At 63.1% G+C, this 17341-nt stretch carries 17 protein-coding genes and 1 pseudogene; 7 read left to right on the plus strand and 11 right to left on the minus strand.

Translation table 11 applies throughout. From position 1 onward, the window contains the following. Nucleotides 1–278, minus strand: a 278-nt coding sequence (locus tag BJQ17_RS27545; protein ID WP_139139827.1) for a PTS sugar transporter subunit IIA, incomplete at its 3' end; no start/stop codon positions are given. Between the two features lie 284 nt (nt 279–562). Between BJQ17_RS27545 and cra the strand changes: the two genes are divergently transcribed. Beyond that, nucleotides 563–1558 carry a catabolite repressor/activator gene (cra, locus tag BJQ17_RS27550; RefSeq protein WP_003247312.1) on the plus strand — a complete coding sequence of 332 codons (996 nt, stop codon included), beginning with the start codon at nt 563–565 and terminating at the stop codon, nt 1556–1558. Nucleotides 1559–1560: 2 nt separating this feature from the next. Then, nucleotides 1561–2337, plus strand: a complete 777-nt coding sequence (locus BJQ17_RS27555) for a TatD family hydrolase (protein WP_019750469.1) — start codon at nt 1561–1563, stop codon at nt 2335–2337. Nucleotides 2338–2381: 44 nt separating this feature from the next. On the opposite strand, the gene ampE is transcribed toward BJQ17_RS27555, so the two are convergent. From ampE to BJQ17_RS27570, 3 genes are all read right to left on the minus strand, one after another. After that, nucleotides 2382–3212 (minus strand): regulatory signaling modulator protein AmpE, encoded by an 831-nt coding sequence (gene ampE / locus BJQ17_RS27560; protein WP_003247314.1) that lies wholly within the window; start codon nt 3210–3212, stop codon nt 2382–2384. Continuing rightward, a complete protein-coding gene (ampD, locus tag BJQ17_RS27565) occupies nt 3209–3781 on the minus strand; it encodes a 1,6-anhydro-N-acetylmuramyl-L-alanine amidase AmpD (RefSeq protein WP_004575862.1) in 573 nt (190 codons plus the stop codon). Before ampD ends, ampE begins: the two co-directional genes overlap by 4 nt. A gap of 88 nt (nt 3782–3869) precedes the next feature. Then, nucleotides 3870–6029 carry a DUF1631 domain-containing protein gene (locus BJQ17_RS27570; protein ID WP_070096894.1) on the minus strand — a complete coding sequence of 720 codons (2160 nt, stop codon included), beginning with the start codon at nt 6027–6029 and terminating at the stop codon, nt 3870–3872. Nucleotides 6030–6271: 242 nt separating this feature from the next. Here BJQ17_RS27570 and nadC point away from each other — a divergent pair, with 242 nt between their 5' ends. Then, the gene (gene nadC / locus BJQ17_RS27575; RefSeq protein ID WP_003247317.1) at nt 6272–7120 is read left to right on the plus strand and encodes a carboxylating nicotinate-nucleotide diphosphorylase; all 849 of its coding nucleotides are present in this window, start codon (nt 6272–6274) and stop codon (nt 7118–7120) included. 75 nt (nt 7121–7195) lie between these two features. Here the strand turns inward: nadC and trxB are convergent, their stop codons facing one another. Then, the gene (trxB, locus tag BJQ17_RS27580; protein WP_004575865.1) at nt 7196–8158 is read right to left on the minus strand and encodes a thioredoxin-disulfide reductase; all 963 of its coding nucleotides are present in this window, start codon (nt 8156–8158) and stop codon (nt 7196–7198) included. Between the two features lie 330 nt (nt 8159–8488). On the opposite strand from trxB, the gene cysZ reads away from it, so the two are divergent. Next, nucleotides 8489–9217: a sulfate transporter CysZ gene (cysZ, locus tag BJQ17_RS27585; RefSeq protein ID WP_004575866.1), complete on the plus strand. Its 729-nt coding sequence runs from the start codon at nt 8489–8491 to the stop codon at nt 9215–9217. A 181-nt stretch (nt 9218–9398) separates the two neighbouring features. Here cysZ and BJQ17_RS32695 read toward each other — a convergent pair whose 3' ends face one another. Both BJQ17_RS32695 and BJQ17_RS32700 read right to left on the minus strand, forming a co-directional pair. Beyond that, nucleotides 9399–9830 carry a methyl-accepting chemotaxis protein gene (locus BJQ17_RS32695; protein ID WP_375731044.1) on the minus strand — a complete coding sequence of 144 codons (432 nt, stop codon included), beginning with the start codon at nt 9828–9830 and terminating at the stop codon, nt 9399–9401. A 162-nt stretch (nt 9831–9992) separates the two neighbouring features. Next, nucleotides 9993–10736 (minus strand): annotated as a pseudogene (locus BJQ17_RS32700) (PAS domain-containing protein); the annotation flags it as partial. A 157-nt stretch (nt 10737–10893) separates the two neighbouring features. Here BJQ17_RS32700 and BJQ17_RS27595 point away from each other — a divergent pair. Continuing rightward, nucleotides 10894–12084, plus strand: coding sequence for a glycosyltransferase family 1 protein (locus BJQ17_RS27595; RefSeq protein ID WP_070096896.1), 1191 nt, complete (start codon nt 10894–10896; stop codon nt 12082–12084). 64 nt (nt 12085–12148) lie between these two features. Here the strand turns inward: BJQ17_RS27595 and BJQ17_RS27600 are convergent, their stop codons facing one another. Then, nucleotides 12149–12631: a glutathione peroxidase gene (locus BJQ17_RS27600; protein ID WP_003247324.1), complete on the minus strand. Its 483-nt coding sequence runs from the start codon at nt 12629–12631 to the stop codon at nt 12149–12151. A 145-nt stretch (nt 12632–12776) separates the two neighbouring features. Next, nucleotides 12777–13262, minus strand: a complete 486-nt coding sequence (locus BJQ17_RS27605) for a peptidylprolyl isomerase (RefSeq protein ID WP_003247325.1) — start codon at nt 13260–13262, stop codon at nt 12777–12779. On the opposite strand from BJQ17_RS27605, the gene BJQ17_RS27610 reads away from it, so the two are divergent. Then, the gene (locus BJQ17_RS27610) at nt 13261–13563 is read left to right on the plus strand and encodes a DUF3565 domain-containing protein (RefSeq protein ID WP_014755346.1); all 303 of its coding nucleotides are present in this window, start codon (nt 13261–13263) and stop codon (nt 13561–13563) included. The genes BJQ17_RS27605 and BJQ17_RS27610 overlap by 2 nt on opposite strands. A 31-nt stretch (nt 13564–13594) precedes the next feature. Further along, nucleotides 13595–15682: a phosphate acetyltransferase gene (gene pta, locus BJQ17_RS27615; RefSeq protein WP_070096897.1), complete on the plus strand. Its 2088-nt coding sequence runs from the start codon at nt 13595–13597 to the stop codon at nt 15680–15682. 79 nt (nt 15683–15761) lie between these two features. Here pta and BJQ17_RS27620 read toward each other — a convergent pair whose 3' ends face one another. Then, entirely contained in the window at nt 15762–16481 is a 720-nt protein-coding gene (locus BJQ17_RS27620) for an OmpA family protein (protein ID WP_003247328.1), read from the minus strand. A 109-nt stretch (nt 16482–16590) separates the two neighbouring features. After that, the gene (locus BJQ17_RS27625) at nt 16591–17235 is read right to left on the minus strand and encodes an MBL fold metallo-hydrolase (RefSeq protein WP_004575872.1); all 645 of its coding nucleotides are present in this window, start codon (nt 17233–17235) and stop codon (nt 16591–16593) included. Between the last annotated feature and the right edge of the window lie 106 nt (nt 17236–17341).

Genomic DNA, 17341 nt, shown 5'->3' on the forward strand with positions numbered 1-17341 from the left:
ACCATTTGCCCGTCACCCCAGTCTACTCCCTCGGGGAACTGCAGCAGGCGTACGCCGGTGGCATACACCAGGTCACGTGTTTGCGGCGTACCATGGGGAATGGCGATGCCCTGGCCAAGAAACGTGGAGCCTTGTGCCTCCCGGGCCTGCAGCCCTTGCAGGTAACCGTCGGCAACCAGGCCGTCCGCAACCAGCCGATCCGCCAAAAGGCGCAATGCCTCGGCCTTGTCGGCGGCCTTCTGGCCCATGGCTATCTGCTCATTGGCGAGCTCGAGCATGACCTTCTCCTTTTGCAGTTCCCGTTCGGGTACTGGAGTATTGTTGTGAAATTCACATAAAGGGCCAGTTCAGCAGCCTTGCGCAGGTGGCAGCCGAGGCAGAAAATTCGGCAGCTGAAACGTTTAATCTGACCAGACGGCCACGTTACTCGATAATCTGCCCAGTAAAAAGCCCCATCCTGTCGGACAATTGCGACAATGGTCGTCTGCGCGTGATGCCTGTACCGGGTCAAACTACCCGGTCCGGCCTTACAGCCAGCCCCGGTAATAACAAGGAAAATTCGGTGAAACTCAGCGATATCGCCCGTCTGGCCGGTGTGTCCGTGACCACTGCCAGCTACGTCATCAATGGCAAGGCTGAACAGCAGCGCATCAGTAACAGTACTGTCGAGCGGGTACGCGCGGTGGTCGAAGCCCACGGCTTCACCCCCAACCCGCAGGCTGCTGGGCTGCGCAGCCGGCATACCCGCACCCTGGGCTTCATTCTCCCGGATCTGGAGAACCCCAGCTACGCCCGCATTGCCAAGCAACTGGAGCAAGGCGCCCGCGCCCGCGGCTACCAGCTGCTGATCGCCAGCAGCGACGACCAGCCAGACAGCGAGCGCCAACTGCAGCAACTGTTCCGTGCGCGCCGATGCGATGCGCTGTTCGTTGCCAGTTGCCTGCCGCCAGAAGATGACAGCTACCGCGAACTGCAGGACAAAGGCCTGCCGGTGATTGCCATCGACCGCCGCCTGGACCCCGCACACTTCTGCTCGGTGATCAGCGACGACCGCGATGCCAGCCGCCAGCTGGCCGCCAGCCTGCTCAGCTCGGCCCCACGCAGCATCGCCCTGATAGGCGCGCGCCCCGAGCTGTCGGTTAGCCAGGCGCGTGCCGGCGGATTCGACGAAGCCCTGCAAGGCTATACCGGCGAAGTGCGCCGCTATCAGGGCGAAGCCTTCAGCCGTGAGTGCGGCCAACGCCTGATGCAGCAACTGATCGACGACCTGGGGGGTCTGCCGGATGCTCTGGTGACCACTTCGTACGTGCTGTTGCAGGGCGTGTTCGACACCCTGCAGGCGCGCCCGGTCGACTCGCGCCAACTGCAGCTGGGTACCTTTGGCGACAACCAGTTGCTCGACTTCCTGCCGCTGCCGGTCAATGCCATGGCCCAGCAGCATGGCCAGATTGCCGCCACTGCGCTTGAACTGGCACTGGCCGCCATCGAGGAAAAACGCTATGAACCCGGCGTGCACGCCGTTGGCCGCACCTTCAAGCAACGCATCTCAGCGGCCTGAACATGCGCCTGATCGACACCCACACCCACCTGGACTTCCCCGACTTCGACGCCGACCGTCCGCGCCTGCTGGCCAACGCGGCGGCCCGTGGGCTGGAGCGGATGGTGGTGCTGGGGGTGTACCAGGCGAATTTCCAGCGCGTGTGGGAGCTGGCCTGCGCCGAGCCGCGCCTGTTCGCCGCGCTTGGCCTGCACCCGGTCTACCTCGACCAGCATCGCCCTGAGCACCTGGTGCAGTTGCGCGAGTGGCTGGAGCGCCTGCGCGACAACCCGCGGCTATGTGCCGTAGGTGAGTTTGGCCTGGACTATTACCTCGCAGACCTTGACAAGACCCGCCAGCAGGCGCTGTTCGAAGCGCAACTGCAGATGGCTTGCGACTTCGAACTACCGGCCCTGCTGCACGTGCGCCGCAGCCATGCCCAGGTGATTGCCACACTCAAGCGCTACAAGCCAGCGCGGGCGGGGGTGATTCATGCGTTTGCCGGCAGCTACGAAGAGGCCCGCGAGTACATCAAGCTGGGCTTCCTGCTGGGGTTGGGCGGTGCGGGTACCTGGCCGCAGGCGCTGCGGCTGCGCAAGACGCTGGCGCGGCTGCCACTGGACAGTGTGGTGCTGGAGACTGACGCACCGGACATGGCACCGGCGATGTACCCGGGGGTACGCAACAGCCCGGAGCATCTGCCGGAAATTGCCACGGCGCTGGCGCACGTGATGGGGCTGGATGTCGAGGTGCTGGCACAGGCCAGCACCCGCAATGCTTGCACGTTGTTCGGCTGGTGAAACTCGGGTGACCGGGATTCGCGTGGGATGCGATTGGCCCCGAATCAGACCAGCACGGTCCACAGCGCGAACCCGGCATACCACAGCACTGCACAGCGCAACAGCAATTCCCACAGACTGTCCAGCCGCCCCAAACCGCGCTGGCTGTCCTCTTCTTCGGGAATGTCATCGGCAATCCGCCCCACCCGAGCCACCAGGTGCCCGGCGCTGATGTGCCAGTTGAGCACCTCGTGCAGCATCACCCGTGTCACCGCGAGGAAGTTGCCCACCAGGGCAAAGCTCAACGCCAGCGCCCGCACCGGCAACCAGTCCATGATGTGCCGCAACTGCTCGGCACGCGCCTTCAAAGCCGGCTGCTTGCTGTGCTCACTACACAGCGCCAACAATCGATAAGCCAGCGCAGCGCCAGGGCCCAATACGAAATACCAGAAGATCACCGCAAAAAAGCCCTGGTACACCTGCCACAGCAAGTTACCCTGCACCCGTACCAGCAGGCTGTGGGGTTCATCGGCCACCAGGCCCAGGTCACGCTCGGCTACGTGCAGCGCCGCCTGATCGTCCCCCCGCCGCCAGGCATCACGAAACGCCCCCAACGATGCCTTGGCATCGCCGCGGCCCAGGCTGTAGATCAGCACCAGCAGGTGCACCGGCAACGCCAGCAAACCATACGCCACAGGCTCCAGCACATGCAGCAGCAACACCAGCAGCGCTACCGGCGCCAACACCAGGATGGCCAACGTCCACCACGGGTGCACCTTGCCGCTGCGTTCCAGGCGCACCAGTTCACCAAGAAAGAACCCGTCACGCTGCACCTTATGGCGCAGCGCCGAAAACTTCTCGACCCACAGCGCCAGCACCAACACCAGAAAACTCATGCCTTGTCCTCGTTGTGCTGCAGCGCCTGGCGGTAGCGCGGCCAGTCGAAGGCCGGGCCGGGGTCGGTCTTGCGCTGCGGGGCAATGTCGCTGTGGCCCTGAATGCGGTTCAGGTCGATGGCCGGCCAGGCACTGCGGATGTGCCGGGTGAGTTGCTCCAGCACCGCATACTGGGCATCGGTATAGGGCAGGTCGTCGGTGCCTTCCAGCTCGATGCCGATGGAAAAGTCGTTACAGCCTTCGCGCCCGTCAAAGCTCGACACACCCGCATGCCAGGCACGGTCATGCAACGACACAAACTGCGTCACCGCGCCGTCACGCTCGACGAACAGGTGCGCCGACACAGTCAAGTGGTTGATGCTGGCAAAATACGGGTGTTCATCAGGAGCCAGGCGGTTCTGGAAGAATTGCTGCACCTTGCCCGTGCCGAAACAGGCCGGGGGCAGGCTGATGTTGTGGATCACCAGCAGGGAAATCGATTCGCCTTCGGGGCGCGCATTGAAGTTCGGCGAGGGGCAGTGGGTGATTCCGATTCCGTGGAACCAGCCAGTGGCACGGTCCAATTGCATGGGCAGATCCTGAAAAACGCCGTGAACATGCCCACAGTATGCCCTGTGGCCAACACCGTGTGCATGTGAATGATTGTAATGTGTCTGCCTATTGCGCCTGCCCTTGCCGCAAGCTCTCAAGTACCGCCTCCAGCGCCCGTTCGAATAACAGACGGTCATCCAGTACGCGCACTTCGTGCCGCTGCAGTGCCTGGGCCAGGCTGGCGCTGCTCCACTCGCGCACTTTCATGCCGGTGCGGTTGGCAAACACCAGCCTGTCACTGCTGTCAATGCGCGCGACCAGCTTGCAGCGCAGTGGTTCATCCTCGTCGAGCACCTCGACCCAGGTGCCGATGCGCAGGCGTTGCGCCTGGCGCAGCGCTGCAGCCTGCCCGTCGGCAGCGTGCAGGGGCACGCAGGCGGGCTCTTCGGCAATAGCCAGCACAATCTCTTCGGCCACCCGCACATCGCCCAAGGATTGGCCCTCCCTGCCCGGCAGCGCCTCATTACCTGCGCAGGCCCGCAGGTGCAACTGTTCCAGTTGCAGGAAGAACTCGCGGGTCGCCACCGCGTCCAGGGCTACACTGGCCAGGCCATCGCGCAGCGCCTTGAGCAGGCCTGGCACTTGCTGCAGCAAGGCTTGTGGCTCATGTGGCGGCGTGATGCTGGCCAGCAGCATGTCCATCGTCTGCACTGCGTCGTGCCAGGCCTGTGAGCCCTCGCCCTGTTTCAGCCAAGCCAGCAGCAGTACCTGGCTCCAGGCCTGCACCAGCATTTGCACCACCACCTGCGGCAGTACCCGGCCACGCAGGCGCTGGTTGAGCACGTGCTGCACCTGCTGCCTGGCTTGCATTGCCCGGGCACGGCCTTCTTCGGCGTCGCGAGTGCGTTGCTCCAGCAACTCGTTACGTCGCCGTTCGTCCTGATTGAATGCCAGGAAGTCGTCGAGCAACTCGGCGAACAGGCTTGCATCGTCGGCAAAATCATTGAGCAGGCGCTGGACGATACGCTCTACCCGCACGTGCAGGCTGTCACGCTGGCCTTCGCTGCCGCACTCCCAGCCAATCGCGGCGCCAGCGATTTCGTTGAGCAAACGGCGCGCCGGGTGGCTAACCCGGCTGAACAGCCCCTTGTCCAGTAGTGCCACCTTGAGCAGGGGAATATGAAGGCGCGCAATCAGCGCCCGCAGGCTGGCCGGCAGGTTGTCATCGTTGTGGATGAACGCGAACAGCAGGCCAACCAGGTTGATCATGTCTTCATCAGCCACGTGAAGGCGCCGACGCGTGCCGCTGCGCACGCTGACCCGCAACAGCAGCTGCTCAAGCTGCTGGCCGAGCTCGAAGTCATCGGCCTCGTACGTGGCGGGCACATAGCGCTGCAAATGCGACAGTAGCCGGAGCAGGTCAGCGGTACTGATCGGCTGGGCGGCAGCCACCGCGTGCAAGCGCGGAGCGAACTGCCCGCGCACCGGCGCCAGCAGTGCCTGCAACGAGGTAAACAACGCCTGCCCTGCGGCGTCCGCCCCCTCCTCCTGGCCAAGGTTCGCCGGCCCGGGTCGCGCACGCATGCGCCGGTCTTCGGCACGCCGGCGCGGCGCCGGTTGCAGCTCGGGCAGTACGCCGGCAGCGGCCAGCAACTGGTTGGCTTCGCCATAGATCACATCGGCATCACGTAGCACATAACGCTCGAACAGCTTCAGCAGCACCAGCTTGACCCGCAGGCCAACGCCCAGATTACGCCCGGCCTCGAGGAAGTAACGACACAGCGCGGCTGGCCCCAATGGGTTGTGCTGCTCGTACAGGGGGCGGTCGAGCAATGCCTGCAGGCGCAGACCCAGTTGCTGCAGGGCAATGCCATCGCGTGACAGTACCCGCGCCACCATGCCCTCGATGGCGGCGGCCCGCTCCATTTGAGCCTTGCTGCGCGGGTTGCCCGGCTCGACCAGGTTTGCCAGCAAGTCGACCTGGCCGGCTCGGAGGAAAGCACCATGGAACGTATCCAGAAAACCACGCTCGATGCTCTTGCGCTTCAGGCGCAGGTCACGCATGGCCTCGAAGTACAGGTTCTGGTCACCGCGGTCCGAGGCCTTGTCGGCCATTCCGAAGAGCATGTCATCGGCATTGTCGAACAAGTCCTGCAGGCCCTGACGCAACTGCAACGCGGCCTTGTCGCGCACCTGCAGCAACACGACCGGAAGGCAAGGATGAGGCGTGCGCCCCCCTCGGTCGATGGCTGCCGCCAAGGGCACCACCTTGCCTTCTTTTTGCATCCTGGACTCCTTGCAGGGTGTCTTGCCCGAAAGGGCTGAAAATCGTCAAAGCCATGGCGCCAAATACCAGTCGCCATTATCGGTAAAAAACCGTATAGCTACCAGCGCCGTTTCGCTGGCTGGCTAATGACCCTGATCGGCTCCGATTACTCACAACGCCCGACCAAAGGTCAGCGCCAAGGCGGCTGTACACACCGGCCCCCTGCCCTATAATCGCGGGCACCTAGCTTGTGGAGCCGACCATGCCGAACCTACGCCTTGCCGACCTGACCGCTGAAATTGAAGCCAACGTGCGCCGCGCGCTGTTGGAGGACATCGGCAGTGGCGATATCACCGCGCAACTGATTCCGGCCGAGCGCCTGGCCAAAGCGACCATCATCACCCGTGAAAACTGCGTGGTCGCCGGTACCGCTTGGGTCGATGCCGTATTCCGCCAGCTCGACCCGCGCGTTGCTGTGCACTGGCAGGTGGCCGACGGTGAGCAGGCCACTGCCAATCAGCCGTTGTTCCACCTGGAAGGCCCGGCCCGTTCGCTGCTCAGTGGGGAGCGCAGCGCACTGAACTTCCTGCAGATGCTGTCGGGGGTCGCCACCCGTGCGCGCTTCCTCGCCGACTTGGTTGCAGGCACTCAGGTGCGCCTGCTGGACACCCGCAAAACCCTGCCGGGCCTGCGCCTGGCGCAAAAATACGCAGTGACCTGCGGTGGGTGCGACAACCACCGCATAGGCCTGTACGACGCCTTCCTGATCAAGGAAAACCACATCGCCGCCAGCGGCGGCGTAGCCGAGGCGGTGGCCGCAGCACACCGCATTGCGCCGGGCAAGCCGGTGGAAATCGAGGTCGAAAGCCTGGACGAACTGCGCCAGGCGCTGGCCGCTGGCGCGGACATCATCATGCTCGACGAGCTGAACCTGGACGAAATGCGCGAAGCCGTGCGCATTACCGCGGGCAAAGCCAAACTTGAAGCCAGCGGCGGGGTCAACGAAACGACCCTGCGGGTGATCGCCGAGACAGGGGTGGACTACATCTCGATTGGTGCCATGACCAAGGATGTGAAAGCGGTGGACCTGTCGATGCGACTGAGCCTGTGAGCTGATTGCAGGCAATAAAAAACCGGCGCTTGGCCGGTTTTTTATTGGGGGCGCTTTGCACCCCTTTTTCTCAGATCAGGACGAGGCGTTGGCCAAACCGTCCAGGTAGCGCTCGACATCCAGCGCTGCCATGCAGCCCGCACCGGCCGACGTGATGGCCTGGCGGTAAACGTGGTCAGCCACGTCGCCAGCGGCAAACACACCCTCGACGTTGGTCGCGGTGGCGTTGCCTTCGCGGCCGCCGTTGACTACCAGGTAGCCGTCTTTCAGGGTCAGCTGGCCTTCGAACAGCGAAGTGTTCGGGGTGTGGCCAATGGCGATGAACACGCCGTCGACCTTGATTTCGTCGCTGCTGCCGTCGTTGTTCTTCAGGCGCGCACCGGTTACACCCATGTTGTCACCCAGCACTTCGTCCAGGGTGGCGTTGAGCTTGAGCTCGATCTTGCCTTCGGCCACACGGGCGTTCAGCTTGTCGACCAGGATCTTCTCGGCGCGGAAGGTTTCGCGACGGTGTACCAGGGTCACTTTGCTGGCGATGTTGGCCAGGTACAGTGCCTCTTCCACGGCAGTGTTACCACCACCGACCACGGCGACCGGCTTGTTGCGGTAGAAGAAACCGTCACAGGTGGCACAGGCCGAAACACCCTTGCCCATGAAGGTTTCTTCCGACGGCAGGCCCAGGTAGCGAGCGCTGGCGCCAGTGGCGATGATCAGCGCATCACAGGTGTACTTGCCGCTGTCACCCTGCAGGGTGAACGGCTTGTTGGCCAGGTCGACAGCGTTGATGTGGTCGAAGACGATTTCGGTTTCAAAACGCTCGGCGTGCTCTTGCATACGCTGCATCAGAGCCGGGCCGGTCAGGCCGTGGGGGTCGCCCGGCCAGTTGTCGACTTCGGTGGTGGTGGTCAGCTGGCCACCCGCCTGCATGCCGGTGATCAGCAGCGGCTTGAGGTTGGCACGGGCGGCATACACCGCAGCGCTGTAACCGGCAGGGCCGGAACCGAGAATGATGACGCGCGAATGACGTACTTCAGACATGTCGAACTCCTGTCGAGCGGGCCGCAAGGCCGGCATCGGTGTACCGGCTGCGCCAGCCAAGAAATTAAAAAGGACCCACGCAGCACTTGGGGAAGGCTAAAACGCGCAGGCCCGCAAAGCGAAAAGTTGAGCGCACTGTAGCGAGGTCGCAAAGATTAAGGAAATATCCTTAGACAATCCACCTCATAGGCATCGCCTATGCTGCGATTTCATCGATAAACAAGCCCCGGGCGCTTTTGTTACATCCCGTTTCCCGCCCACGGCGCGCCTTTCGTCGGCGCGGCAAACTCGGTAAGGTCAGCGCGTTTTCCTTCTCTGCGGAGTCTCTAGATGCAAGCCCCTGTCCTCTCTGGCCCCCAATACCTGCGCGAAGGCCTGAAACTGGTGCTGAGCCCCAACCTGCGGTTGTTCGTGCTGCTGCCTCTGGCGGTCAACCTGTTGCTGTTCGGTGGCCTGATCTACTTCGCCGGCCACCAGTTCGGCCTGTGGCTCGATGCCCTGATGCCCACGCTGCCTGACTGGCTGAGCTTCCTCAGCTACATCCTCTGGCCGCTGTTCGTTGCCTTGCTGGTGCTGATGGTGTTCTTCACCTTCACCTTGGTGGCCAACATCATTGCCGCGCCGTTCAACGGTTTTCTGGCGGAAAAGGTCGAGGTGGTAGTGCGTGGCGAAGACACCTTCCCAGCCTTCAGCTGGGGCGAGCTGGCAGCCATGGTACCGCGCACCTTCAGCCGCGAAATGCGCAAGCTGGGCTACTTCCTGCCACGCGCCATCGGCCTGTTCATCCTGTCGCTGATCCCGGTGGTCAACGTGGTGGCTGCGCCGCTGTGGCTGATCTTTGGCGTGTGGATGATGGCCATCCAGTACATCGACTACCCGGCGGACAACAACAAGATGAGCTGGCAGGACATGCTGGCCTGGCTACGGCAGAAGCGCTGGCAGAGCCTGGGCTTTGGCGGCATCACCTACCTGGCGCTGATGATTCCAGGCGTGAACGTGCTGATGATGCCGGCGGCAGTGGCCGGGGCTACGTTGTTCTGGGTGCGGGAGCGGAGCTGATTCCTGGGCCGTGTGCGATTGACATGAATGGCGCGGGCCCCTGTGGGAGCGGCCTTGTGTCGCGATAGGGCCGCAAAGCGGCCCCGGCAATCTGTGCAGTGGCGCTGAAATCTGGGGCCGCTCTGCGGCCCTATCGCGACACAAGGCCACACAAAAAAGCAGAGCGTGCCTGGCCTGGGTTTCACTGCCCCAACCGGCTGGAAAACTGCCCCACCACATCCACCACCCGCTTCGCCCCGTCCTGGATCTCGACAATCACGCTGCCCGTCTCATCCGCCAGCGCCAGCCCCTGTTCGGCCTGGCGCTTGCTGGTGTCGATGATCGACACTGCCGCCTGCGCCAGTTGTTCGTTCTGCTGTACCACCCGGGCGATTTCTTCGGTGGCGGTGCTGGTGCGAGAGGCCAGTTGGCGAACTTCGTCGGCAACGACGGCAAAGCCCCGCCCTTGCTCACCGGCACGGGCGGCTTCGATGGCCGCGTTAAGGGCCAGCAGGTTGGTCTGCCCAGCAATGTCGCTGATGGTCTTGATGATCGAACCGATCACCCGCGACTGGGTATCCAGCGCCTGGATCCCGTCGGCCGCCTCTTGCATCGAAGCCTCCAGTCCACGCATCACGGTGACAGTCTGGGTGACCACTTCGGTGGCCTTGCGAGCACTGACATCGGTACCCAGCGAGGTGTTGTAGGCGACATCTGCCGCCTCGGCCACTGCCAGCTCCTGGTTGACCTGATCGGTGATCACGGTGGCGAACTTGACCACCTTGTACAGCACATCGTGGGCATCGAAGATCGGGTTGTACGAGGCCTCCAGCCAGATCACCCGGCCATGGGCATCGATGCGCTTGAAGCGCTCGGCAACATATTCGCCACGGCGCAGCCGGTCCCAGAACGCTTGGTAGCCGGCCGAGTTGGCCTCCTGCGGTTCGCAGAACATGCGGTGGTGCTTACCGCGAATCTGCTCCAGGCGATAGCCGACGGTGGCCAGGAAACGATCGTTGGCAGTGAGAATGATGCCGTCGAGGTCGAACTCGATCACCGCAGTAGAGCGCATCAACGCCTTGATCAGGCTTTCGTGCTCGCGTGAGGTCTCGATGGTTCGGGTGAGGTCGCTGGAATGCAGGGTGAAGTACTTGATGCGCCCCTCGCTGTTCTTCACCGGCTGCAGGATCGAACGCAGCCAGGCTTCCTGGCCATCGCCACGCAGAAGACGGAACGCACCGTTCAGGTGTTCGCCACGGCTGATCGCGCTTTTCATGCGCTGGTAGAAGTCCAGCGACTTTACGTGGGCAGGGACGATGTCCTCGATATTGCGTCCAAGCAATTGTTCGGCACGGTAGAGCATCTCGCTCTCGAAGTTGCCGTTGACCATCTCGATCCGTCCCTGAGGATCGAGCTGCAGCACCAGCATCTCGCTGTCGAGACTACTCTTGACCTGTTCGATGGACATCAGGTCTTCGCGCAGTTGCCGGATTTCTTGCTTGAGCTTGTTGTTGAACATCACCGCTCTCCTGGAGCGCATCACGTAGTCGAATGCATCTTCATCGGCTGCCGGGGACACCTTCTTGAGTGCTGTGCGAGGAAATATTCATGAAGGCAAACGTGCCAGCGGTCAGGCGTCATCTTTACGTCACAAGGCGGTCACATTAGCGCAACCCGGCAGGCGGAAACTTTTTGTCATGAATACACCCGCCCTACGCATTACCTTGGTCAGCGAAACCTTCCCACCCGAGATCAATGGCGTGGCCAACACCCTTGGCCGCCTCAGTGAAGGGTTGCGCCAACGCGGCCATGAGGTCGAGGTGGTGCGCCCACGCCAGGCAGGCGAAGGGCACGCGTACAACGACCCGCACCTGATGCTGTGCCGTGGCTGGGCGCTGCCTGGCTACCCGGGTTTGCAGTGGGGCGAAGTGTCGATGCACAAGCTGTTGCGCCGCTGGCGCCGGCAGCGCCCGGATGTACTGTACATCGCCACCGAAGGACCGCTGGGGCTCAGCGCCCTACGCGCGGCCCGACGCCTGGGGGTGGCAGTGGTCAGTGGCTTTCACACCAACTTCCCGCAGTATTCCGGCCAGTACGGCCTTGGCCTGCTGGCGCGCCTGCTCACTCACTACTTGCGCTGGTTCCATCGGCGCACGGCAATCACCTTGGTGCCAAGTGCCAGCCAGCGCCTGGAGCTGGAGCGTCGCGGCTTCGAACGCCTGGAGCTGCTGGCCCGAGGGGTCGATGCCTGCCTGTTCAATCCAGCCCGGCGCAGCCAGGCCCTGCGCGAAAGCTGGGGGCTAGGCCCGGAGGATATCGCCGTACTGCATGTCGGGCGACTGGCGGCGGAAAAGAACCTAGGCCTCCTAAGGCCTTGCTTTGAGGCATTACGCACGACCTATCCACAGAAGCGCCTGCGCCTGATCATGGTCGGCGACGGGCCTCAGCGCGCCAGGCTTGAACAAGAGATACCGGACGCCGTGTTTTGCGGCGCCCAGCGCGGTGAACGACTGGCCGAGCACTATGCCAGCGGCGACCTGTTCCTGTTCCCGAGCCTGACCGAAACCTTCGGCAATGTGGTGCTCGAGGCCATGGCCTCAGGGTTGGCGGTGGTTGCTTATGACGAGGCGGCCGCAGCGCAGCATATTCGCCATGGCCACAGTGGCGCGCTGGCCATGCCGGGGGACCAGGCGGCGTTTGTCGATGCAGCGTGCTGGTTGCTGGAAGAAGTGGAGACGTTGCGCAGGGTGCGCCTGAATGCGCGACAGCATGCCAGCCGCCAAGGCTGGCCGGCGATTGTCGAGCAGTTCGAGGGGTATCTGGATAGCGCTTGTCGCAATGTCAGTGCTGCGGCTGGGCGTTCGACGCAGTATGTGCAGCGCCTGTGAAAGCGAGCGCCGCGCAGGCGGCGCTCGGCTTCGCAGGTGCCACAATGATCGCGCACGGCACTATTCAGACCAGTGCTTTTTCAATGGCCTGCACCACTGCTGGGTCATCCGGCGCCGTGCGGGGTGAGAAACGCGCCAGCACCCGGCCATCCTTGCCTACCAGAAACTTCTCGAAATTCCAGGTAATGTCACCGGGGAACTCGGCCCCCTCGCCTGCCAGCAGGCGGTACAACGAATGGCGCTGCGGCCCGTTGACCTCCAGCTTGCCCCCCAGCGGGAAGCTGACCCCGTAGTTGAGGCTGCAGAAGTCTTGGATTTCCTTTTCGCTACCCGGCTCCTGCCCGGCAAACTGGTTGCACGGCAGGCCAAGCACATTGAAGCCCTTGTCCTTGTAGATCTGGTAGAGGTTTTCCAGGGCCTTGTATTGTGGCGTCAGGCCACATTTGGAGGCGACGTTGACCACCAGCACCACTTGGCCCTTGAAGGGTGCGAGGGGCAGCTCTCCGCCGTTCAGCGCTTCCAGTTTCAGGTCGTGAAATGCACTCATGATGAAATCCCCTCTCAGGTTCCCGGTTGCCGTGCAGGCGAATTTCGCCCACTAAAAAGGCGCTCGTCCAAACCGTTCACCTCCCGTAGGAAGGCAAATCGGCTTGCCCGAGCGCCTGGCGACTTTCTGAGCTTAGCGCAGAAAATCAGTGGTGATGGCCACCTTCACCGTGGATGTGACGGTGAGCGATTTCTTCGTCGCTGGCGTCACGCACGTTCACAACCTTGACCTGGAAGGTCAGGCGCTGACCGGCCAGCGGGTGGTTGCCATCAACGGTGACGTCGTCGCCGTCGATGTCGCGGATGGTGACGATCTGCATCTGGCCGTCCGGCGCCGAAGCGTGGAACTGCATGCCCACTTCCAGCTCGTCGACACCTTCGAACAGGCTACGGTTCAGGGTGCTGACCAGTTCGGCCAGGTACTCGCCGTAGGCCTCTTCAGGTTCAATGGAAACGTTCAGCTCGTCACCAGCCTGCTTGCCTTCCAGGGCTTTTTCCAGGCCCGGGATGATGTTGCCGGCACCGTGCAGGTAAACCAGCGGCGCGCCACCGGCGGAGCTGTCGATGGTCTCCCCGGCGTCGTTGGTCAGGGTATAGTCGATGGAGACAGCCTTGTTGGCGGCGATCAGCATGGGGCAAGACCTTTTGCAAAAGAATGTAGAGCGGACAAGTGTAACCTTGCCATCGTCCGATTGCGAACGTGGTGCAGACGAGCAACGGCCCATCAGTCGGATCAACGGCTTTCATCAGGACGAAGAAGGCCACTGGGTGGTGGAACTTTCGTGCGGCCATACCCAGCACCTGCGCCACCAGCCGCCGTGGCAGGCACGCCCTTGGGTGCTCGACCCGGCACAACGTGCGCAGCACATCGGCCAGCCTTTCGCTTGCGGCTGGTGCGCACAAGGGGCCGATAGCGCTACCCTTGACCGTTAATTTCTTGCACCGCTTATTTCGAGAAGCACGCATGCAGACATTTTTCATTGCGCCGACCGACTTTGGTGTCGGCCTGACTTCGATCAGCCTGGGCCTGGTGCGCACCTTGGAGCGTGCCGGCCTGAAGGTCGGCTTCTTCAAGCCTATCGCCCAGCCCCACCCGGGTGACACCGGCCCCGAGCGCTCCACCGAACTGGTCGCCCGCACCCACGGTATCAAGCCACCGGTCCCACTGAGCCTGGCCCACGTCGAGCGCATGCTCGGCGATGGCCAGCTGGACGAGCTGCTTGAAGAAATCATCCGCCTCTACCAGCAAGCCTGCATCGGCAATGACGTGGTTGTGGTCGAGGGAATGGTGCCCACACGCCACGCCAGCTACGCAGCACGGGTCAACCTGCACCTGGCCAAGAGCCTGGATGCCGAAGTAATCCTGGTATCGGCCCCGGAAAACGAAGTGCTCAGCGAGCTGTCTGGCCGGGTCGAACTGCAAGCCCAACTGTTTGGCGGCCCACGCGACCCGAAAGTGCTCGGGGTGATCCTCAACAAGGTGCGTACCGACGAGAGCATGGCGGACTTCGCCACCCGCCTGCGCGAGCACTCGCCATTGCTGCGTGGCAATGACTTCCGCCTGCTTGGCTGCATCCCCTACCAGCCCGAGCTGAACGCACCGCGGACACGCGATGTGGCCGAGCTGCTCGGCGCCCAGGTGCTCAATGCCGGCGATTACGAGCAGCGGCGCATGAGCAAGATCATCATCTGTGCACGCACGGTGGCCAACACGGTCCCGCTACTGACCTCGGGTACCCTGGTGGTAACCCCCGGCGACCGCGACGACATCATCCTCGCTGTCAGCCTGGCAGCGATCAATGGCGTGCCCCTGGCCGGCTTGCTGCTGACCAGCGACAGCAAGCCTGACGTGCGCATCCTCGGCCTGTGCCGCGGTGCCCTGCAGGCCGGCCTGCCGATCCTTTCGGTCAGCACCGGCTCGTACGACACCGCCAACCAGCTCAACTCGCTGAACCGCGAAATCCCGGTGGACGACCGCGAGCGTGCCGAGTTCATCACCGACTTCGTCGCCAGCCACCTCGACGCGGCCTGGCTGCACCAACGCTGCGGCACGCCGCGCGAACTGCGCCTGTCGCCGGCAGTGTTCCGCTACCAGCTGATCCAGCGTGCGCAGCAAGCCAACAAGCGCATCGTCCTGCCAGAAGGCGCCGAGCCACTGTTGGTGCAGGCCGCAGCCATCTGCCAGGCCCGCGGCATCGCCCGCTGCGTGCTGCTGGCCAAACCCGAAGACGTCGACGCCGTGGCCCGCGCCCAGGGCATCACGTTGCCGCCAGGGCTGGAGATTCTCGACCCCGAACTGATTCGCGGGCGCTACGTGGAACCCATGGTCGAGCTGCGCAAAAGCAAGAACCTCAACGCACCGATGGCCGAGCAGCAGCTGGAAGACCCGGTGGTGATCGGCACCATGATGCTGGCCCTGGACGAAGTAGACGGCCTGGTCTCGGGCCTGGTGCACTCCACGGCCAACACCATCCGCCCGGCCCTGCAGCTGATCAAGACCGCACCCGGCTCGAGCCTGGTCTCGTCGGTGTTCTTCATGCTGTTCCCCGAGCAGGTACTGGTGTACGGCGACTGCGTGATGAACCCGCACCCAAGCGCTGCCGAGCTGGCGGAGATTGCCCAGCAGAGTGCCGAATCGGCGCAGGCCTTCGGCATCGCGCCACGGGTGGCGATGATCAGTTATTCAAGCGATTCGGCCAGCGATGAAGAAGTCGAGAAAGTGCGCGAAGCGACACGCCTGGCACAGGACGCGGCCCAGGAGCTACTGATCGATGGGCCGTTGCAGTATGACGCAGCGGCCAACCCGGCGATCGCACGAGAGCTGGCGCCGGCGAGCCCGGTGGCCGGGCGCGCCACGGTGTTCGTGTTCCCCGACCTGAATACCGGCAATACGACCCACAAGGCGGTGCAGCGCAGTGCCGACGGGGTCAGCCTGGGGCCGATGCTGCAGGGTTTGCGCAAACCGGTGAACGACTTGCCGCGTGGGGCGCAGGTTGACGATATCGTGCATACCATTGCCCTGACGGCGATTCAGGCCAGCGTGGCGCGCTAAAAGCAGAGGCTTCTTTGCAAGCTTTGTGGGAGCGGGATTGCCCGCTCCCACAGAGCCGCAAAGCAGCCCTGAAGGTCAATCAGGGATACTGCTGAACCTGACCTTGCTGCTCATACTGCTGACCCGGAATCGGCTTCAGGTTCACTTCCACACGGCGGTTCTGCGCACGACCATTGGCGTCAGCATTGCTGGCGATCGGCTGGTCCGGGCCCATGCCACGTACAGAGATACGCGAGGCATCCACACCCTGCGAAGTCAGGTAGGTGCTGACCGCCTGCGCACGGCGCTGGGACAGGTCCATGTTGTGCTGGCGGCTGCCCGTGCTGTCGGTGAAGCCAACCACTTCGATGGTGTTCTGGTTGAATTGCTTGAACGAGCCAGCCAGGTTGTTCAGCGGCGAGTAGAAGCTTGGGGCGATGTTGGCCGAGTCGGTGGCGAAGGTGATGTTGCCCGGCATGATCAGCTTGATCTGGTCACCCTGACGCTGCACTTCCACACCTGTGTTGGCCATTTGCGCGCGCAGCTCGGCTTCCTGCTTGTCGGCGTAATAGCCATAACCGGCTGCAGCGGCACCCACAGCGGCAGCACCGATCAGTGCACCCTTGCCACGGTTGTTGTGGTCGATGGCAGCGCCGGCGATGGCACCGGCCAGCGCCCCCAGGCCGCCGTACTTGGCGGTCTTGCTCATCCCTGTGGAGCCCTGCGCCTGACCCTGGTTGTCGTAGGGGTTCTGGCCGGCACAGCCGGTCATCAGTGCAGCGGCGGTTGCGACGATAATCAGACGACGCATGGTGAACATGGACAAGCTCCTACTGAAATTCATAAATGCGGCAGATCCCAAAGGGTTCTATGCCAGCCTTGGAACGCATCGGCAACGAAAAATTCCATGAAAGTGCCTTCATGTGCCATCAGGCACGCACGAATGGGTTTTCCCGCATCTCGTCGCCCAAACGGGTGTCGGGCCCGTGGCCGGTCACCACGATGGCCTCTTCGTCCAGCCGGTACAGCCGCTCCTTGATGGAACGCACGATTGCCCGCTGGTCGCCACCCCACAAATCGGTGCGGCCAATCCCCCGGCGGAACAGGGTGTCACCGGCAATCAACAACTTGGCGTCGGCGAACCAAAAGCTCATCGAGCCCGGGGTATGGCCTGGCGTGTGCAACGCCACACCGCAGCCGCAGGCCAGTTCTTCGTCATCGCCCAGCCAGCGGTCCGGTGCCGGTACCGGGGTGTAAGGTACGCCGAACATCTGGCACTGCATCTCAAGGTTGTCCCACAGCATCTGGTCGTCCTTGTGCAGGTGCAGCGTGGCACCCGTCAGCTCCTTGAGCTTGCCTGACGCGAGGAAGTGGTCGAAGTGCGCATGGGTGTGGATGATGCTCACCAGCGTCAGGCCGTGGACCTGCAGGCGGGCAAGGATCTTGTCCACATCACCACCCGGGTCGACGACCATGGCTTTCTTGGTCAGGGGGTCGCCGATCAGCGTGCAGTTGCACTGCAAGGGGCCGACAGGGAAGGTTTCGCGGATGAGAGCAGGCGGGGCTTGGGTCATGGTGTTCTCGCAGGTGAAGCTGGGTTCTGCTGGGAGCCTGACAGGAAAATGGGGTGGGTGCACGAGGTTCATGTCTTGAGCGAAGTGGCGCCTGTGAGCTCGAGCG

It is taken from the genome of Pseudomonas sp. NBRC 111139 (genome assembly GCF_001753955.1).
In the GTDB taxonomy this organism is placed as follows: domain Bacteria; phylum Pseudomonadota; class Gammaproteobacteria; order Pseudomonadales; family Pseudomonadaceae; genus Aquipseudomonas; species Aquipseudomonas alloputida.